General features: G+C 70.5%; 11 protein-coding genes. 7 read left to right on the plus strand and 4 right to left on the minus strand.

Translation table 11 applies throughout. From position 1 onward, the window contains the following. The first annotated feature begins 539 nt into the window (after positions 1-539). On the plus strand, positions 540-1,154 hold the full coding sequence (locus ACZ7L7_RS29560; RefSeq protein ID WP_285514612.1) for a class I SAM-dependent methyltransferase: 615 nt from the start codon (positions 540-542) through the stop codon (positions 1,152-1,154). Between the two features lie 232 nt (positions 1,155-1,386). Continuing rightward, positions 1,387-1,992, plus strand: a complete 606-nt coding sequence (locus ACZ7L7_RS29565) for a dihydrofolate reductase family protein (RefSeq protein WP_285514611.1) — start codon at positions 1,387-1,389, stop codon at positions 1,990-1,992. A gap of 130 nt (positions 1,993-2,122) precedes the next feature. Here the strand turns inward: ACZ7L7_RS29565 and ACZ7L7_RS29570 are convergent, their stop codons facing one another. Beyond that, positions 2,123-3,241 carry a fatty acid desaturase family protein gene (locus ACZ7L7_RS29570; protein WP_285514610.1) on the minus strand — a complete coding sequence of 373 codons (1,119 nt, stop codon included), beginning with the start codon at positions 3,239-3,241 and terminating at the stop codon, positions 2,123-2,125. A gap of 7 nt (positions 3,242-3,248) precedes the next feature. Further along, positions 3,249-4,259 carry a ferredoxin reductase gene (locus ACZ7L7_RS29575; protein ID WP_453599920.1) on the minus strand — a complete coding sequence of 337 codons (1,011 nt, stop codon included), beginning with the start codon at positions 4,257-4,259 and terminating at the stop codon, positions 3,249-3,251. 131 nt (positions 4,260-4,390) lie between these two features. Between ACZ7L7_RS29575 and ACZ7L7_RS29580 the strand changes: the two genes are divergently transcribed. From ACZ7L7_RS29580 to ACZ7L7_RS29590, 3 genes are all read left to right on the plus strand, one after another. Then, complete coding sequence (locus ACZ7L7_RS29580) at positions 4,391-5,530, plus strand: PucR family transcriptional regulator (protein WP_285514609.1); 1,140 nt, start codon at positions 4,391-4,393, stop codon at positions 5,528-5,530. A gap of 138 nt (positions 5,531-5,668) precedes the next feature. Continuing rightward, positions 5,669-7,825 (plus strand): bifunctional lysylphosphatidylglycerol flippase/synthetase MprF, encoded by a 2,157-nt coding sequence (locus ACZ7L7_RS29585; protein ID WP_471431187.1) that lies wholly within the window; start codon positions 5,669-5,671, stop codon positions 7,823-7,825. A 100-nt stretch (positions 7,826-7,925) separates the two neighbouring features. After that, positions 7,926-8,267: a fic family toxin-antitoxin system, toxin component gene (locus ACZ7L7_RS29590; RefSeq protein WP_285514607.1), complete on the plus strand. Its 342-nt coding sequence runs from the start codon at positions 7,926-7,928 to the stop codon at positions 8,265-8,267. 34 nt (positions 8,268-8,301) lie between these two features. Here the strand turns inward: ACZ7L7_RS29590 and ACZ7L7_RS29595 are convergent, their stop codons facing one another. Continuing rightward, positions 8,302-9,549, minus strand: a complete 1,248-nt coding sequence (locus tag ACZ7L7_RS29595; RefSeq protein ID WP_285514606.1) for a globin domain-containing protein — start codon at positions 9,547-9,549, stop codon at positions 8,302-8,304. Positions 9,550-10,059: 510 nt separating this feature from the next. Between ACZ7L7_RS29595 and ACZ7L7_RS29600 the strand changes: the two genes are divergently transcribed. After that, positions 10,060-13,314 carry a hypothetical protein gene (locus ACZ7L7_RS29600; protein WP_471431189.1) on the plus strand — a complete coding sequence of 1,085 codons (3,255 nt, stop codon included), beginning with the start codon at positions 10,060-10,062 and terminating at the stop codon, positions 13,312-13,314. A 50-nt stretch (positions 13,315-13,364) separates the two neighbouring features. Here the strand turns inward: ACZ7L7_RS29600 and ACZ7L7_RS29605 are convergent, their stop codons facing one another. Continuing rightward, complete coding sequence (locus tag ACZ7L7_RS29605) at positions 13,365-15,044, minus strand: carboxylesterase/lipase family protein (protein ID WP_471431191.1); 1,680 nt, start codon at positions 15,042-15,044, stop codon at positions 13,365-13,367. A 205-nt stretch (positions 15,045-15,249) separates the two neighbouring features. Here ACZ7L7_RS29605 and ACZ7L7_RS29610 point away from each other — a divergent pair, with 205 nt between their 5' ends. Further along, positions 15,250-16,686, plus strand: a complete 1,437-nt coding sequence (locus ACZ7L7_RS29610) for a PLL family lectin (protein ID WP_285514647.1) — start codon at positions 15,250-15,252, stop codon at positions 16,684-16,686. The last annotated feature ends 9 nt before the right edge of the window (positions 16,687-16,695 follow it).

Genomic DNA, 16,695 nt, shown 5'->3' on the forward strand with positions numbered 1-16,695 from the left:
TTCTCGGCTCGGATGCACACGCGCCTGTCCGATCGGGACGGGGCACGTGCGGTGGTGAGGGATGTGAGGTGCGGTGTGTGCGCGGCTCGGGCCGGCGGCCGCCGCCTGTCGGCGATCGGATGACTTCATCACCGCGTCCCCCTCGATGGCTCGACGTGCCCGCGTGAATCCGGCATTTCATCGGCCACCAAGGCCATGAGTCGGGGGAACGACAGCTTCCGCCCGACGGGTTGCGCAAGGTGCACACGACGCGCCGCAGGCGCCGTGAGGTGATCAGCGACACACCGATCCTTGAGCACCAAAAGCATGTCTGTCAACGATTGTTGAAGCGTATCGGCGGCGGCCGGAACACAACACGACCGCGACCGCGCCACGCTGCGGATCACCACCCACAACGCGCCTACGTCCCTTGCCGTGCTGCCTGCCCCCGGCAGGTGGGCTTGCACGGGCCATGCCACCTGGCTCGGTGCGCCATGGCCGCGTGGACGGGAGGGGCCATGCGAGTTCAGCAGGTCGCGCCCGGCCCCTACGATGATCCGATGGGTCAGCCTGCCGCAGAGCCGTACTGGAACACCAACGTCGCCCGGCACCCCGGCATCCTCCGCGCCGTTCCCGGAGGATGCCGCGACGCACTGGACATCGGCTGCGGGGACGGCCTGCTGGCCCGCAAACTAGCCGCCCGGGCCGCGCACGTCACCGGAATCGACAACTCCCCCGACATGATCGCCCGCGCGCGCCAGACCACTTCCGGCCATCCCCGACTCACCTTCGTCGAGGGCGACTTCCTCACCGCCGCACTCCCCCGAGCCGGGTACGACTTCATCTGCTCACTGGCCACCATCCACCACATGGACTTCGAAGCAGCCCTCGCCCGTATGCGCGACCTGCTGCGGCCGGGCGGCACCATGGTCGTGGTCGGCCTGGCCCGCGAGGCAAGCCCCACGGAGTGGGCGGCGTTCGTCGCGGCCGCCCCCGTCATGCGGATCACCAAAGTCCTGCGTCGCGCGCGTGACCCCCACGGTATGCCGGTCGCCGACCCACAGATGAGTTACGGCCAGGTACGGACTGCGGCCCAACGGCTGCTGCCCGGCGTCCGCTACCACCGGCACGTCCTGCGCCGCTACTCACTGACGTGGCACAAACCCGCCCATTGACACGGCATCGACAGCGCCGTGCACCTTCTCCGAACAGACCCGGACGAGGTGCCGTGTGTGGATGCGAGTGGCATCGGCTCTGGGCGCTCAGCCGCCGTACTGCTGATGGTTCCCCGGGCCGCTGCGGCGTCAGGGGATTTCCCGCTTCTGCACGGCGCGGCCGATGACTTTGTGGCTCCCGGGCGGTCCAAGCTCGTGACATCACAGGACAGGACCAGGAAAGGACACCGTCATGTCGGAGCTTCTCGTCGACTTCATCACTTCCCTCGACGGCTACGCCTCGGGAGAAGGGTGGCCCGGTTTCTGGGGGCTGGAGGGCCCGGAGTACCTCGCCTGGCTGGGTGAGCAGCCCGAGGTCACGTACCTGATGGGCGCCAAGACCTACCGTCTGATGTCGGGCTTCGCCGCAGGTGAAGTCCCCGGAGGTCAGGATGAGTTCAGGCCGGAGGAAGAGGCGTCCGTCGACGAGCTCACGCAAGCGTCCAAGGTCGTGTTCTCCTCCTCTCTTGAGGAGCCCCTGACGTGGGCCAACTCCACGCTCGTCCGCGGTGACGCCGTCGAAGCGGTCCGCAGCATGAAGGCGACCGGCTCGGGAATCCTCAGCACGATCGGCAGCCTCAGCCTGTGCCGGTCCCTGCTGCGCGCCGGACTCGTCGACCGCTTCCGGGTCGTGATGTTCCCGGTGATCACCGGGGCCACGGGCGCGGAACGCATCTACGACGGCTATCCGGACGTCGCCCTGGAGATGACCGACCACCGCACCTTCGACGGCCGTACCCAGCTGGTCGAATACAAGCCCCGTGTACTGGAGCACCCGCCCCTCGGCGCCCCCGCCTGACGGCGCCCCCGTCCGCCGGTCCGGAGAGCCGCCAGGACGGCGTCACCGGACACTGTGGCGGGATGCGGGGGCGGGGTGCGGCAGCGGGCAAACGGCCGGCATTCCGACAGGGCCGAATCCGGACCGGGAATCAGGCCGCGAGGAGTTCCCGCTCGCGTTCCGGCGTATTGACCGTGCGCTTCTTGTTCGGAAGGGAGAGCCGGAAGACCTTGCCCCACGCGGAGAGGACCTGCTTGGGCAGCGGCCCGGTGACGTAGTCCAGCTCGTACTTCTCGAACAGTGCGCGCACCTTCACCGCGACCTCGGCGTACCGGTTGCTCGGGAGGTCCGGGAAGAGGTGGTGCTCGATCTGGTGGGAGAGGTTGCCGGTCATGAAGTGCATGGCCTTGCTGCCGCTGATGTTCGCCGAGCCCATCATCTGGCGCAGGTACCACTGGCCGCGTGTCTCGCCCTCGATGGACCGGCGCTCGAAGACCTTCACACCCTCCGGGAAGTGCCCGCACATGATCACCGAGTGGGACCAGATGTTGCGGACCACGTTGGCGGTGAAGGTGGCGGCGAGTGTGGTGAGGAACGACGGGCCCGACAGCAGCGGGTGGATCACGTAGTCCTTCAGGACCTGCTTGCGGATCTTGCGGCCCACGGCCCTGGCACGGGCCCGGAACGCCGGGTTCTTGCGGCGCTCCTTACTGAGGTTCTTGCCGAGCTCCAGGTCGTAGGCCGCGATGCCGTACTCGAAGAAGCAGGCGTTGATGAAGTTCCACAGCGGCTGGCCGAGGTGGACGGGGTGCCAGGGCTGGTCCTCGTCGACGCGCATGATGCCGTAGCCGAGGTCGTTGTCCTTGCCGAGCACGTTCGTGTATGTGTGGTGCAGCTCGTTGTGCGAGTGCTTCCACTGGTCGGCCGGTGAGACGTGGTCCCAGTCCCAGGTGGTGGAGTGGATCTTCGGGTCCCGCATCCAGTCCCACTGGCCGTGCAGGACGTTGTGGCCGATCTCCATGTTGTCCATGATCTTGGCCACGGACAGCCCGGCGGTGCCGATGATCCACGCGGGCGGGAAGAACGAGAACAGCAGCACGCCCCTGCTGGCCAGTTCCAGCGTGCGCTGCGCCTTGATGACCTTGCGGATGTAGGCGGCGTCTTTCTCGCCGCGGCTTGCGATCACCTCGTCGCGGATCGCGTCCAGCTCGCGGCCGAGCTCCTCGATCTGCTCCGCGGTCAGGTGGGCGGTGGGGTCGATGGCAGTCAAGCTGTTCCTACCGTTCGATGTCGCAGGGGCCCGCGGCGGCGGACACACAGGTCTGGATGAGGACGCCCGGTTCGGCTTCGGTGATCTCTCCGGTGCGCAGGTCGCGGACGGCGCCCGCCTTGAGCGTTGTGACGCAGCCGAAGCAGATGCCCATGCGGCACCCTGAGGGCATGAGCACACCGGCCTCTTCACCGACGTCCAGCAGCGGCGTCGCGCCGTCGGCGTCGACGGTCTTGCCGGTGGCGCTGAACGTGACCTCGCCGCCGTCGCCCGCGACGACGATGCTGGGGCGGAAGCGTTCGGTGTGCAGGCGCTCGCGCACGCCGTGCTCGGCCCAGTGCTCCTCGGCGGTGTCGAGCAGGCCCGCGGGCCCACAGGCCCAGGTCTCGCGCTCGGCCCAGTCGGGCACGAGTTCGTCGATACGGGCGATGTCGAGCATGCCGTCCGTGTCGGTGTGCACCTCGATGAGCTTCAGCTTTCCATCCGCGGCCAGGCCGTGCAGTTCCTCGCGGAAGATCACGTCGTGCGGGCGGGGCGCGCTGTGGACCATGACGACGTCGTCGAAGCGGGTGGCGCGCAGCATGCCCATGACGGGTGTGATGCCGCTGCCGGCCGTCAGGTAGAGAACCTTGGCGGGCTTGGCCCGCGGCAGTACGAAGTCACCGGTCGCCTGGTCGAGGTGGATCAGTGTGCCCGGTGTCGCCCGGCGGACCAGGTGGTTGCTGACCTTGCCGTCCGGGATCGCCTTCACGGTGATGGTGACGCGGCCGTCCTGGCGGTGAGGCGGCGAGGTGAGCGAGTAGGCGCGCCACAGGCGCACCCCGTCGACGTCGACTCCGACCCGCACGTACTGGCCGGGTGTGTGACCGCGCCAGCCCCGCCCCGGTCTGATCACGACCGTCGCGGCGTCACGCGTCTCGGGGTGCACGGCCTCGATGCGGCCCCGCAGGTCAGCACCCGCCCGCAGCGGGCTGACCAGGTCGAGATAGTCGGACGGCAACAGCGGTGTCGTGACCATCTCCAGTAGTTTCCACGCCCTGCTGCGGAGGGCTGTACTCGTCATGGGTCCAGCTTGCTGTGCCTCAGGGCGTAAAGTCCTGACCGCAGGACGTGAATCTGATCCGCTGATTTGTTCGTAGGGAATAGAACGTGAGCCAGGTGATCCGCAGAGCCAGTGAGCTGACCCTGGACGAGACGACGGTCACGGCGCTGAGGGCCGCGCTGAAGTCCACCGCCGACGAGGTCGTCCAGGCGATCATCGACGAGGTCCCGCCCTACGCCAACGCCCTCTCGGGCCACATGGGCGCCACCATCCGCCGGGCCGTCCGCACCGCCCTGGGGCACTACCTGGACCTCGCGAGCGGGAACGCCACCGGCGACGACGGCGGTGACGCGGCCTACGAGCTGGGCCGCGGCGAGGTCCGCGACGGCCGCTCGATGGACGCCCTGCTCAGCGCCTACCGTGTCGGTGCCCGCGTGGCCTGGCGATGCCTGGCGGCCGGCGCCGTATCGGCGGGTCTGCCCGCGGCCGAGGTCGCCAAGTTCGCGGAGCTGACCTTCGCGTACATCGACGAGCTCTCCGCCGCGAGCGCCGCGGGCCACGCCGACGAGCTCGCCGCCCGGGGCAGGGAGCACGAGCGCCACCTTGAGCACCTGGCCCGCGACCTCCTCGCCGGTGCCAGCCCGGACGTGCTGCTGGTGTCCGCGCAGCGGGCCGGGTGGCAGCCCCCGGTGTCGCTGACCGCGGTCCTGCTGCCCGCCGCCCAGGCCCGGCCCGCCTACCGCGCCCTCGATCCGAGCACCCTCGTCCTGGACGATCTGCCGGACGCCACCGGTGTGCTGCTCGTCCCCGATGCCGACCGGTCCCATCTCCTGCGGCAGCTGACCGGCCGCACCGCCGTGGTCGGCCCGGCCCGGCCATGGACGCGTGCGTCCGCCTCGTACGCACGCGCCGTACGCGCGCGCTCCCTCTCCCCCGAGATACGCGACACCGAGGAACACCTGCCCGAGCTGGTGCTGAGCGCCGACCTGGACGCGCTCGCGGACCTGCGTGCCCGAGCCCTCGCACCGTTGCGGTCCCTGCCCGCCGCGACCGCGCAGCGGCTGGAGGAGACCTTGCGGGCGTGGCTGCTGCACCAGGGGAGGCGGGACGAGGTGGCGGCGGAGTTGTTCGTCCATCCCCAGACCGTCCGGTACCGGATGGCACAGCTGCGGGAGCTGTTCCCGGATCTCGCGTCCCCGCACCGCGTGCTCGAACTGACGCTGGCGGTTGCTCTGCGGCCCGGCTGACGCATGCCTCGACCGGGCCCGGGGCGCCTTCCCGCCCCGACCTCCTGACGGCGTCGCGGGACGTACGGCCTGGTCACACACGCCCCGGGTCACCGACGCGCACGGCGTCCGGCTGCCGCCTTTAATGTCTTTGTGGGCATGAGACAGCTCGGGGCAGACCGTTCGGTCCGGCCGACGGACGGCGTCGCCTACGCCGGCGGCGGAGGCCGGGTGCTGCGAGTGGTGCGCAGGCTGCCCTTCACCTGCGGGCTGGTGGTGGCCGTGCTCGTGGCGGCGCTGGCCACACAGACCCTGTGGCGGCCCGCGGAGGACCGTTCCTGGTATCCGCAGGTCGCCTACGGGCTGCCGTCGTTCGAGGCGAACCGCTGGTGGACGCCGTTCAGCGGGTTCGTGTTCGGTAACCGGCCCGGCGCCGTCGTGGTGATCGTGGCCGCCGTGATCCTGCTGGTGGGCTTCGCCGAGTGGCGGCTCGGTACCCGGTGGACGGCGGCCGCCACGCTCGTAGGCCATCTCGTGGCGGTGCTCGCCGGTGCCGGGCTGTTGTGGCTGGGCCGGGGTGTGAACTGGTCGTGGGCGGAGCTGGTGTCCCGGGACCTGGACGTGGGGCCGTCGGCGGGTGCCTTGGCCGCCGCGGCCCTGGCCACCGCGACCCTGCCCTCCCCCTGGCGGCTACGGGCACGGCTGGTCCTGTCGGGCTATGCGCTGGTGGGCTTCCTGTTCGTGGGCCGGGTCGCCGACCTGGAGCACCTGCTCGGGGTCGCGGTGGGCCTGGCGGCCGCCCGGTGGCTGCCGGTACCGGGCCGGTCCCCGGCCTCCGGCCGGGTGAGCCGCCGCGAGTGGCGCCTGCTCGCCGCCTCCGGCGTCGTGCTGCTCTTGGCCATCACCGTCACCGTGTGGCTGGTCCCCGCCGAGGGGCCCATGGGGTCCACGTACGACCTGGGCGGGTCCGCGCTGCACGCCGCCGTCCACGCACTGGTGGCCGTAGTCCTCTTCGACGGGCTGCGCAAGGGCCGGCGCGCGGCCTGGTGGATCACCACCGTCCTGGCGGTGCTGTCGGTGCTGCTGGGGGTACTGATCGCGGTGGCGTACGCGTCGGCGGACCAGGCCGACCGGCGCGAGGCATTCGACGACCTGCCGGTGCTGGTACCGACGGGAATCGTCTGGGCCGCCGAACTCGTGGTCCTGCTGGCGGGCCGGTCCGCGTTCCGTGTCCCCACCCCATGGCTCAGCAGGTTTCGCCGCTCGGGCCAGTCCACCGCGCGGGAAGAGCACGAGCGGGCCATGGACCTGCTGGTCGGGCACGGCGGCACCAACCTCTCCTGGATGACCACCTGGCCCGAGAACTCCTACTTCTTCGCCCCGTCCGGCCAGGCCTACGTCGCCTACCGCGAGCACGCGGGCGTCTGCATCGCTCTCAGCGACCCGGCCGGGGCACCCGAGGACCGGCCGGCGGCGGTACGGGACTTCGTCGACTTCTGCGAGCACCAGGGCACGATCCCCTGCCTGTTCTCCACGACCCGACCGGTCGCCGAGGCCGCCGAGGCGCTGGGCTGGCACAGCGTCCAGGTCGCGGAGGACACCGTGGTGCCCCTGGCCGGGCTGGAACTCACCGGCAAGCGGTGGCAGAAGGTCCGCAGCGCCCTGAACCGCGGCAAGAAGCTCGACGTCGGTTTCGAGCTGGTCCGGCTGGCGGAGCAGCCGCGCCAGGTCGTCAGCCAGGTGCGGGCCATCTCCGAGGAGTGGGTGGGTGACAAGGGGCTGCCGGAGATGGGTTTCACCCTCGGTGGCGTCGAGGAGGCGCTCGACCCCCGGGTACGCGTCGGCCTGGCGACGGAAGGCTCTACCGTGCTCGGGGTCACCTCGTGGCTCCCCGTGTACGCCGGCGACGGCCAGGTCCGCGGGTGGACGCTCGATGTCATGCGCCGACGTGCGTCCGGGCCCTTCCCGCCCGTGGTCGAGTTCATGATCGCCTCCGCGATGCTCGCCTTCCAGGAGGAGGAAGCGGAGTTCGTCTCCCTGTCCGGGGCCCCGCTGGCCCACGGCGACAGCGACTGGTCGCAGTCGGCCACCGCCTTCGACCGGCTCCTGGACCAGTTGGGCGTCTTCCTGGAGCCGTACTACGGGTTCCGGTCTCTGCACGCCTTCAAGCAGAAGTTCAACCCGCGGTACGAGCCGCTGTACCTGCTGTACCGCGACGAGGCGGACCTGCCGCGCATCGGTGTCGCCCTCGTCCGCGCCTACATGCCCGAGGCGAGCAGCCGCGAGTTGCTACGGGCCCTGCGCAAGCCCGAGTGAGCCCGGCCCGAACCCCGGCCCCTCCTGTCCGGGAAACCAGGGTTCCGGCAGCAGGACTTGATCCGGACGGGGGGATGCATGAGCGTGGAAACAAGGACGCGTGCACGCCGCCGAGTTGCTTCCCGGCGATCCGCAGGTGGACGACTACGGCCCGCTGTATGCGGCGGTGGCCCGGGTCAACGCCCGGGCCATGGAGCGCAGCGTCTACGGGTCCCTGTACGTGAAGGCGGCGGCACTGCTGCAGACGCTGGCGCGGCTGCCGTGCCTGGAGCATTCCAACGAGGCCTTCGCCTGGCACTGCGCGGAGGCGTACCTGGCGCTGAACGGGTGCCGTCTGGAGTATCCGCCGAAGGAGGCGGTTGCCCTGGCCCGTGACGCTGCCTCCGGCGCGCTGGGAGTGGCTCTGATCGGGCGGCGGCTTCGTTCCTGGAGCGTCGCCTGACCCCTGCTGCTGGACGGGAGCGGGCGGGTAGGGCCTACCTGATGCCCGGGGGCAGGTCGTGCAGTACCTGCTCAGGTTCCAGACCGGCATCGGCGAGCGCGGCGGTGATCGCGCGGACCGGTGCGGGAGGGCCCGCCACCAGGGCGCGGTCCGCCGTCACCGGACCGGCGGCCGTCACCGCTTGGACGAGGCGGTCGTGGGGGTCCTCCCCCGGCCTGCCGCCCGTCACCGGGACCACGGTCAGCCACGAGCGGTGCCGCTCCAGGCCGGCCAGGCAGTCGGCGTCGTAGAAACCGAAGAACACCTCGGCTCCGACGAACAGACGGACCCGGCCGGGCCGGCTGCGGCTGGACTCCAGGTCCCGCAGGAGCGCCTTCATGGCGGCCCAGCCCGTGTCCCAGGCCACCAGGAGCACCCCCGCACCGGTGGGGTCTCCGGCGTCCAGGTTGCCCTCCGGCGGGCCGATGCGCAGGACGTCCCCCGGACCGGTGCCGCGGACGAGGGCCTCGCTCACCCCTCCCGGCCCGGTACAGCGGATGTGGAGCTCCAGCTCCCCTTCCCCACCGGGCACGGCGACGGGATAGAAGCGACGCCAGGTGTGGGGAAGCAGTGAAGACTCCACCGCGATGTGCTGGCCGCCGCGGAACCGGTACTCCTCATGGGGGCGGACGCGGAGGACCGCCAGGTCCGGGGCACGCAGCTCATGCTCCGTCACCGTCGCCGACCAGAACGGCGGTTCGTGCAGCGCCTCGTCGGCGCCGCGCACCATCGCGTCCACGCCCGCCCGCAGCATCCTCACCCAGGCCTGCTCCAGCTCGGTGGTGCAGTAGCGGCCGACGTGGCTGCGCAAGGCCTCGCGCAGGGCCGACTCGAACGCCGTGTACTGGCCGGGAAGAAGGCCGAGTTTGCGGTGTTCGCGGCCCAGTCGGGCGAAGGTCCCCGTGATGGCGGCGGGTTGGTCGAGGTGGTCGATGAGATAGCGGAACGCGGCGGCGAGATGGGCCTGTTGGAAGGCCATCGACGCGGGGAACATCGCCCGCATGGAGGGGTGCCGGGCGAACAGCGCCCGGTACAGGTGCGTGATCAGCTCCTCCAACGGCTCGACCGCGTCGAGGTGTTCGAGGACGATGCGCTTGTCGGCCGCGCCGTCGTACACCTCGATGAGCGCCAGGGAGGAGCCTGCGGGACGCTCGGGGCCGGTCGGGGAAAGCATTTGACGGCGCAGGCGCATCGCTTCGTGTCGCGCGCGCAGGGTGTGGTAGCTGTCGATCCTTGCGTTCACGGCTGGGGCTCCTGCGGCATTGCGTGCTCTATCGGGGTGGAGGTCCGCGCTGTGGCGTGGGTCCACGGGGTACATGTGTGTCGCCGGTTGGCGCGGCGGGCGCGCCATGGCGGGGTGCCGCCGGGGTGTCGGCGCGACGGTCGAGTCATCGGAGGTGCTCCAGTGGGTGTGCGGGCTGGCAGACGGACCGTCAAAGACGGTGTCCTGCCTGGTCAGGCGTGGACCGCAAGCAGTATGGCAGTGGGGCATCGTGCCCGAACGGGACCGGGTGACGCGGGACTTACGGCCCTGGACAAACGGCCGGACCATGTGCGGGGCCAGTGCAGGAGAGCACGCAGGGGCGGCATGCGCCGCATCGATCTTGCTACGGGGTGATCATCACGCGACTGCTCAGGTTGCCCCGGAAGGGGGTGAATCCGCGTGACACCGCCGGTCACGTTGAGTGACGGACTGCCTCGCCTGTGAGTAAGTGCTCGTGTGCTCACACTATTGGAAACGATCAAGAATTGGGTGGCAGCCCGACTGGCGTCGATCGCCCAACAGTTGGTCGGCCTCTGGGAGCTGCTTCCCACGAGCGCGCGGCTGCTCTGGCTGCTCCCGTTGGCAGCCTCGGCTGCTCTGGTCATGGGTGAGATCTCCGGGCTGTTGGCGACTCTCACCTCGACAGGGTTCTCCTACAGCGCCCACGCGTTCACGGGTTGGCCCGGCACTCCCTGGGACGACACGAGCCGACAGAGCGCTTTCGCGGCCTGGGACGCCTGGACCAAGGCAGTGCCGGCACTGACCGAGGTACGCGAGGACGCGCTCGAAGCGTGGCTGATGACGCACATCCTGCTCGACCTCGTCATCTTTGCCCCGGCGTACGTCATCGGGCTGTATCTGCTGACGCACCGGCTGCTGGCGCTTCGCGCGGCTCAAGAGGGCAGTGACGTCGTTCCGTTCGGCCCGCGGGGAATCGCTGTCCTGGCGTCCGGGCTGCTGTCCGCCGACTGGGCCGAAACGGCTCTCACCATCGGCCTGGTCTACGGCGATCCGGACGACATCGCTGCGCTGGCCTCCGTCGTGACATGGCTCTCGGCCTTGAAGTGGTTGCTCGTGGCGACGGTGCTGCTGCTCGTGACAACGGTCTTCGTCGTCGACGTCCTTCCCCAGGTACTGAGGAGTTGGCTCGGCAACTGGCTGGCGGGAACTTCCACAGCCTCGCGATGCTGGACCCGCCACCGCGTGCAACTGATCACGCTGATCGTGCTGGCCGCCCTGATCGTCCTGCCCGGCGGGGGCCCGTTGGAGCAGGTCCCGGACATCCAGCGGGCCTGGGTCGACACCCAGGTGCACGACGGCTGGTGGGCCAGCGCGAAAGGCTACGTGGGCGACATGGCCGGCCCTGTCCTGACACTGACAGGCCTGTGCGTCGCGCTGTGGGTGGCGGGACGGTGGGCCCTCCTGGACGGCCTGGAGGGAACCCGGCGCGAGGCGCGTACAAGGCTGCGCTTCCTCGTTCTGACGCTGTGCGTGTTCGCCGTGGTGCTCGTCGTCCTCGCCGTCGGACCCGTCTGGTCCGACGGCCCGTGGCGCTGGCAGGGGGCACGCAACGCAGGCGCGCTGGCCATTCCCGTCGTCATGACCGTTGCCCTCCTGCTCAGTGCCTTCGCCACCTCCCCGGTCCCCCAGCAGCCGGTGCGGCCACCCGCGGACCGGGTGAAGACCGAGACCATCGGCCGCGCGCTCACCGTGGTTCCGCTGGTGATCGCCGGACTGGGCCTGGTGCGGGCGTTCACCAAACCCGTTCTGGTCCAACCAGTGGTCGAAACCGGAGTCAGCACCCGCGCGCTGTGGACGTGGTTCGCAGTCGGAATGGCGCTGGCCCTCCTCGTCCCGCCCCTGTGCTACTGGCTGCTCGAAAAGGCCGAAACCAAGCTGTGTCCCACACCAACCGTGCCGCTGGCGTACGAGCCGCGACTGCGGCAGATCCCGCGGCGCGTGGCGACGGTCCTGCTCGCGGTCGTGTGTGCGCTCGGGGTGGCAACGGCGTGGGATCCGCTCTTCTGGGGAGCAAGGCTTCGCACCCTCGGTGCCCTGTCGCTCGGGCTCACCACGGTGGTCCTGCTGGCCGCGCTGTTCATCCGTCACACCGAAAAGCGCGAGCCGTACAGGGCGTTCAGTGTGCTGCGGTTCAGATTCACCCCGATCTGGCTGCCCGCGGTCGCTGTCCTGGCGACCCAGTCCATGCTCGACAACTCCGGGCTCTACCACGCGGTCCAATTGCAGAAGACGGACCAGCGCCCGCAGGCGGCGGTCCCGACAGGGCAGTCGTCCAGTCAACAGCCTTTTGCCCAACAGCGTTTCGCGGCCTGGTACCAGCAGGCCGCGAAGTGCTGGCAGGTGAAGAAGGGCGAGGCCATCCCCATGGTCCTCGTCGCCGCCGCGGGCGGAGGGATCCGCGCGGCCTACTGGACGAGTACGGCGATGGACCGGCTGGCGGACAGCTCCCCCTGCGCTCCGTCCTCCGTCTTCGCTCTGAGCGGGGTCTCCGGGGGAAGCCTCGGACTCGCGGCATACACCCTGACCAGCGGGACAACCGAGACGAGCAGTGACAAGGTGCGCGACCTGGCCGACGAGGACGCCCTGGCCGCGGACATCGCTGCCCTGCTGTACAGGGACGGCACCCACGCCTTCCACGGCCTCAACGACGTCTTCGGCCGCACCGTCGGCGACCGGGCCGCTGTCTTCGAAAGCGCCTGGGAGGCCGACTGGGACGGCTGGAAGCGCGAACTGACCTCGGCCACCGCACGAACGGAACAGTGGCGGCCCTTCCTCCTGATGAACGGCACCGACGTGGTCACCGGCTGCCGCGTCGCCGTCGCCGCGCAACCGCTCACCGGCAAGGTGCAGTCCGACGAGCGGCTGCGCTGCCAGAAGCCCACCATCGCCGCCAACGGCGACCAGCTCGCCACTGCCACGGTCGACGCCTCCGCGTTCAACGACCCGCAGGACTGCCGGGCGGAGGACTTGGACCAGGGGCTGCGGATGTCGACCGCCGCCCACCTCTCGGCCCGCTTCACCTACATCTCGCCCAGCGGCACGATGTACGGCTGCGCGCACGGGGGTCAGAACGACCCGCCGGCGATCTCCACGATCGACGGCGGCTATCTGGAGGCCAGCGGGATGGCGGGATTGCTGGAGCTGTGGTCCGCCGTCGAGCCAGAGGTCGCCGCGCACAACCGTTGTGTGACGGCGCGACTCGATGCCGAGGCCGCCGACTCCGAGCGCCGGCCCACCGCCTGCCCGCAGGACGAGAAGGCGGCCTACGTCGTGCCTCTCGCCGTTCTCCTGGACAACCACTACTCCGTGCAGACGCCCGACCCCGACGTCGATCCGGTGAACGAACTCGTGGCCCCCCTCGTCGGCAACCGGGCGCACACCACCGCGGCCCGCCTGGCGACCCTGCAACAGGCCGCCCTGGTGCGGTTCACCGGTCCGGTGCCGGGGACGACACGTCCCGCGGCGTCGCCCGTCCGGAGCTTCCTTGTCGCGCCGCGCACTGAGCCGCAGGTCGCGGCACCGCTGGGCTGGGTGCTCTCCGAGATGAGCATGCACTCGATGCGCCGCCAGCTCGATCCGAAGGCCGCTCGCTCCCTCGTCGAGCCCACCGAGGGAAGACTGGTCGCCCGGCGATTCAACGACCTGATCGACACACTGAAACGACCGGTGCAGCTCAGGACGGACACGGCGACGCCCGGATCCGACGCGCAGGAAGCGGACTGAGTGGTGCGGGCGCTCTCGGCCACGGGTGCGTGGCCGAGAGCGGTCCCAGGTCAGGGCATACGGCTCCAGAACGCGAGGTTGTGCGTGCGGTGGTAGTCGACCGGCCCGATGCGGTCCGGGGCCAGGGACTGGGTGTAGGGCCCGTTCGTGTCCTCCGGGCGATACGTCGGCCAGGCGGGAAGCCCTGGGCCGTGCGGTGTGCCGGTGCGGGCGAAGGAGGACCAGTACGTGGTCATCGCCGCCGACAGTCTGCGCTGCGCCGGAGTGAACAGTGGCTCGGCGGCCTCGTCCTCGAACAGGTAAGGAATGTCTCCCGCGTGGAAGGCGCCGAAGTCGAACCTGCCCGGCAGCGGCAGGAACATCGGCGCCTCCCGGTCGGCGAACTCGTAGGCGTGGACCGGGACTTGCTGCGCCAGGGTGTCGTGCAGGGTGTGGGTGCCGCGTGCCCACATGCGGTCGGTGATCACGGTGGCCCAGGCCAGGGCGGGAGAAGGGAAGGCGCTCAGCGGGTACTCGGCCCGGACCCGCCGGGCGGCGCGTGGACCGAACGCGGTGCGCAGCGCGCGGATGTAGTCGTCCTCGGTGAACCGCTTGCCCACCGCGTCGTACAGCATGCCGACGAAGGTGCGGTGTTCGTCGAGGGTCGCGCCCGACAGGACGGGTACGGCGTGGAAGCGGCCCGCGCGCAGGGCGGTCGGGGGCAGTTGGGGCAGGGTGGGGTTGCCGTAGCCGAAGGCCTGGAAGGCGTTCATGATGTACGGCACTTTCAGGATCGTCTTGACCGGCAGGGCGCGCAGGCAGGCCAGGGTGCGTTGGGGCCGGTCGTCACGGCAGCCGAGGGAGGAGGTCATCTCGGTCGTGATGTCCTCCATCTCGCGGCCGCTGCGCCAGACGTACCAGGGGTACCCCGGCACGCCCGGGCCCATCGCGCCGGCCGGCATGTCCATCATGCCTTCGCCGCTGGCCATGATCGCCCGGTGGAAGAGGCCTTTGGACCCGGGGGACGTCAGGTGCCCGGCGATGGCGGACGCGCCGAACGAGACTCCCGCCACGGTGACGTTGCCGGGATCGCCGCCGAAGGCGCGCGCGTTGTCCCTCACCCACCTCAGCGCCGCCTGCTGGTCCTGGAGTCCGAAGGTGCCGGAGCCTTCCAGCCCGGGCAGGGCCAGCCCGCCGAAGACGCCGAGGCGGTAGTTGATGCTGACGACCACCAGCCCCTGCCCCGCAAGTCGCCGTCCGTCGAAGAAGGAGCCGCCGCCCACGGCGCCGTCCCCGTGGATCCATACGAGTACGGGCGCGGGCCGCCTCCGGTCGGCGGCCGGTGGTGTGGTGACGTCGAGGACCAGGCAGTCCTCGTTGGTGCTGGCGATCTGCGCGTACGGAGAGGGCACCTGCGGGCACAGCGGGCCCGGCTTCGTGGCGTCCCTGATGCCCTTCCAGGGCTGTGCGGGCCGGGGCGGGGCCCATCGGCGACGTCCCTCGGGCGCGGCCGCGTAGGGGATGCCACGGAAGATCCGGTACGGGCCCGAGCGGGTTCCGCGCACCAGGCCCGCCTGTGTGCGTACCGTCTCGCCGCCGACGGCGTCGGCCGCGGCACGGGGACGGGCGTCGGCGGTCGCGTCGGCGGGGTGTACCGCGGGGGTAGTGAGGGTGGACAGCAGCGCGGGGAGTGTGAGGGCGCACACCGTCATCGCGGCGGCGTGCGGTCGGCGGGTTTTGCGGTTGGTCACGGCATGAGCCTTCCTGGTGGCCAGGGGTTGCGGCGCGCGGCGCGCCCGGGAGCGCGCCTGATCGGCTGTGGCTCGCGGCCCCGGCCGGACGGGTTCGTCGTGGAAGAGGCGCGTGATCGCGTCTGGCGGGCCGCGTCCTGCGATCACGCGCATCAGGGGTAGAGCCCCTCGCACCGGGCGGGGGACCAGTCCGAAGGAGCCCGGCATGGCGCCGACGACACCCGATTTCGGCCCCGGCATCGACCCCTACGCGCCCTACGACCCGCAACGCGACTGCGACCCCGTCGCAAAACCCGGCCTGCTCGCCTTCCGCGACCTTGTGCTCACCGCCTACCCCGGCACGACCAGCATGGGGATCAGCAGGGCCTGCGGCAGCGGTGGCCAGAGCGAGCACAAGGAAGGCCGCGCCTGGGACTGGGGCGTGAGTGTCCACAGCCAGAGCCACCTCGCCGACGACCTGATCGGATGGCTCCACGCCACCGACCGGCACGGCAACCCCCACGCCCTCGCTCGCCGCTTCGGCATCATGTACATGATCTGGAACCGGCGCATCTGGATGGCCAACCGTCCTGACGCCGGCTGGCAGCCCTACCGCGGCGCCAACCCCCACACCGACCACATCCACTTCAGCTTCTCCTGGGCCGGCGCCCGCAAGGAGACCAGTTGGTGGAACGCCCCGGTGGTGCCGGACCGGCGGCAGCGGCTGGCGGTGGGGATGTCCGCGGACGGGCGCGTGGAGGTGTTCCATGCGGCGATCGACCAGATCTACCACACCTACCAAGTGACGGTGGGCGGCGCCTGGTCGGGGTGGCGGGCCTTCGGAGGTCCCCCGTCGGCGACCATCGCACTGTCTGCGGCACCGGACGGGCGGCTGGAGCTGTTCGCCATGAACGGGCAGACCTTCATGCACCGCTACCAGGCGAAGACGTCCGGCGAATGGGCCGACTGGTACACCTTCGGAGGCGGCGGCCAGCACCTGGCCGTGGGCAGCAATCATGACGGACGGCTGGAAGTCTTTGCCTCCAACCCTTCGGGTGTGCACCACCGTTGGCACCACACGCCCGGCGGCACCTGGCACGACTGGCAGCCCCTCGGCGGCCCCGCCGACGCACGGCTTTCGGTCGCGCCCGCCTCCGACGGGCGGCTCGAAGTCTTCGCCCTCACCGACGTCATCTTCCAGCACACCTGCCAGACCGACCTGTCGGGCACGTGGCGCCAGTGGGTCGACTTCGGAGGCGGTGGCCAGCATCTCGCGGTGGGTACCAATCGTGACGGGCGGCTGGAGGTCTTCGCCTCCAACTCCTCCGGCGTGCACCACCGTTGGCAGAACACACCCGGCGGCGACTGGCACGACTGGCAGCCGCTGGGCGGGCCCGCCGACGCGCGGCTCGCCTCGGTCGCGTCGCATGACGGGCGGCTGGAGGTGTTCGCCATGAACGACGACCTCCTCCAGCACAACTACCAGGTCGACCAGTCCGGAGCCTGGCGCACCTGGCAGGACTTCGGAGGCGGCGGCTACTTCATCCAGGCACTGCGCAACCGCGACGGACGACTGGAGATCGTCGCCAACAACCCCGGCGGAGTCCACCACCGCTGGCAGCACCAGCCCGGCAGCACCTGGCACGACTGGCAGCCGCTGTGATGTCTCCGG

The sequence above is a fragment of the Streptomyces sp. NPDC110618 genome (assembly GCF_055657065.1).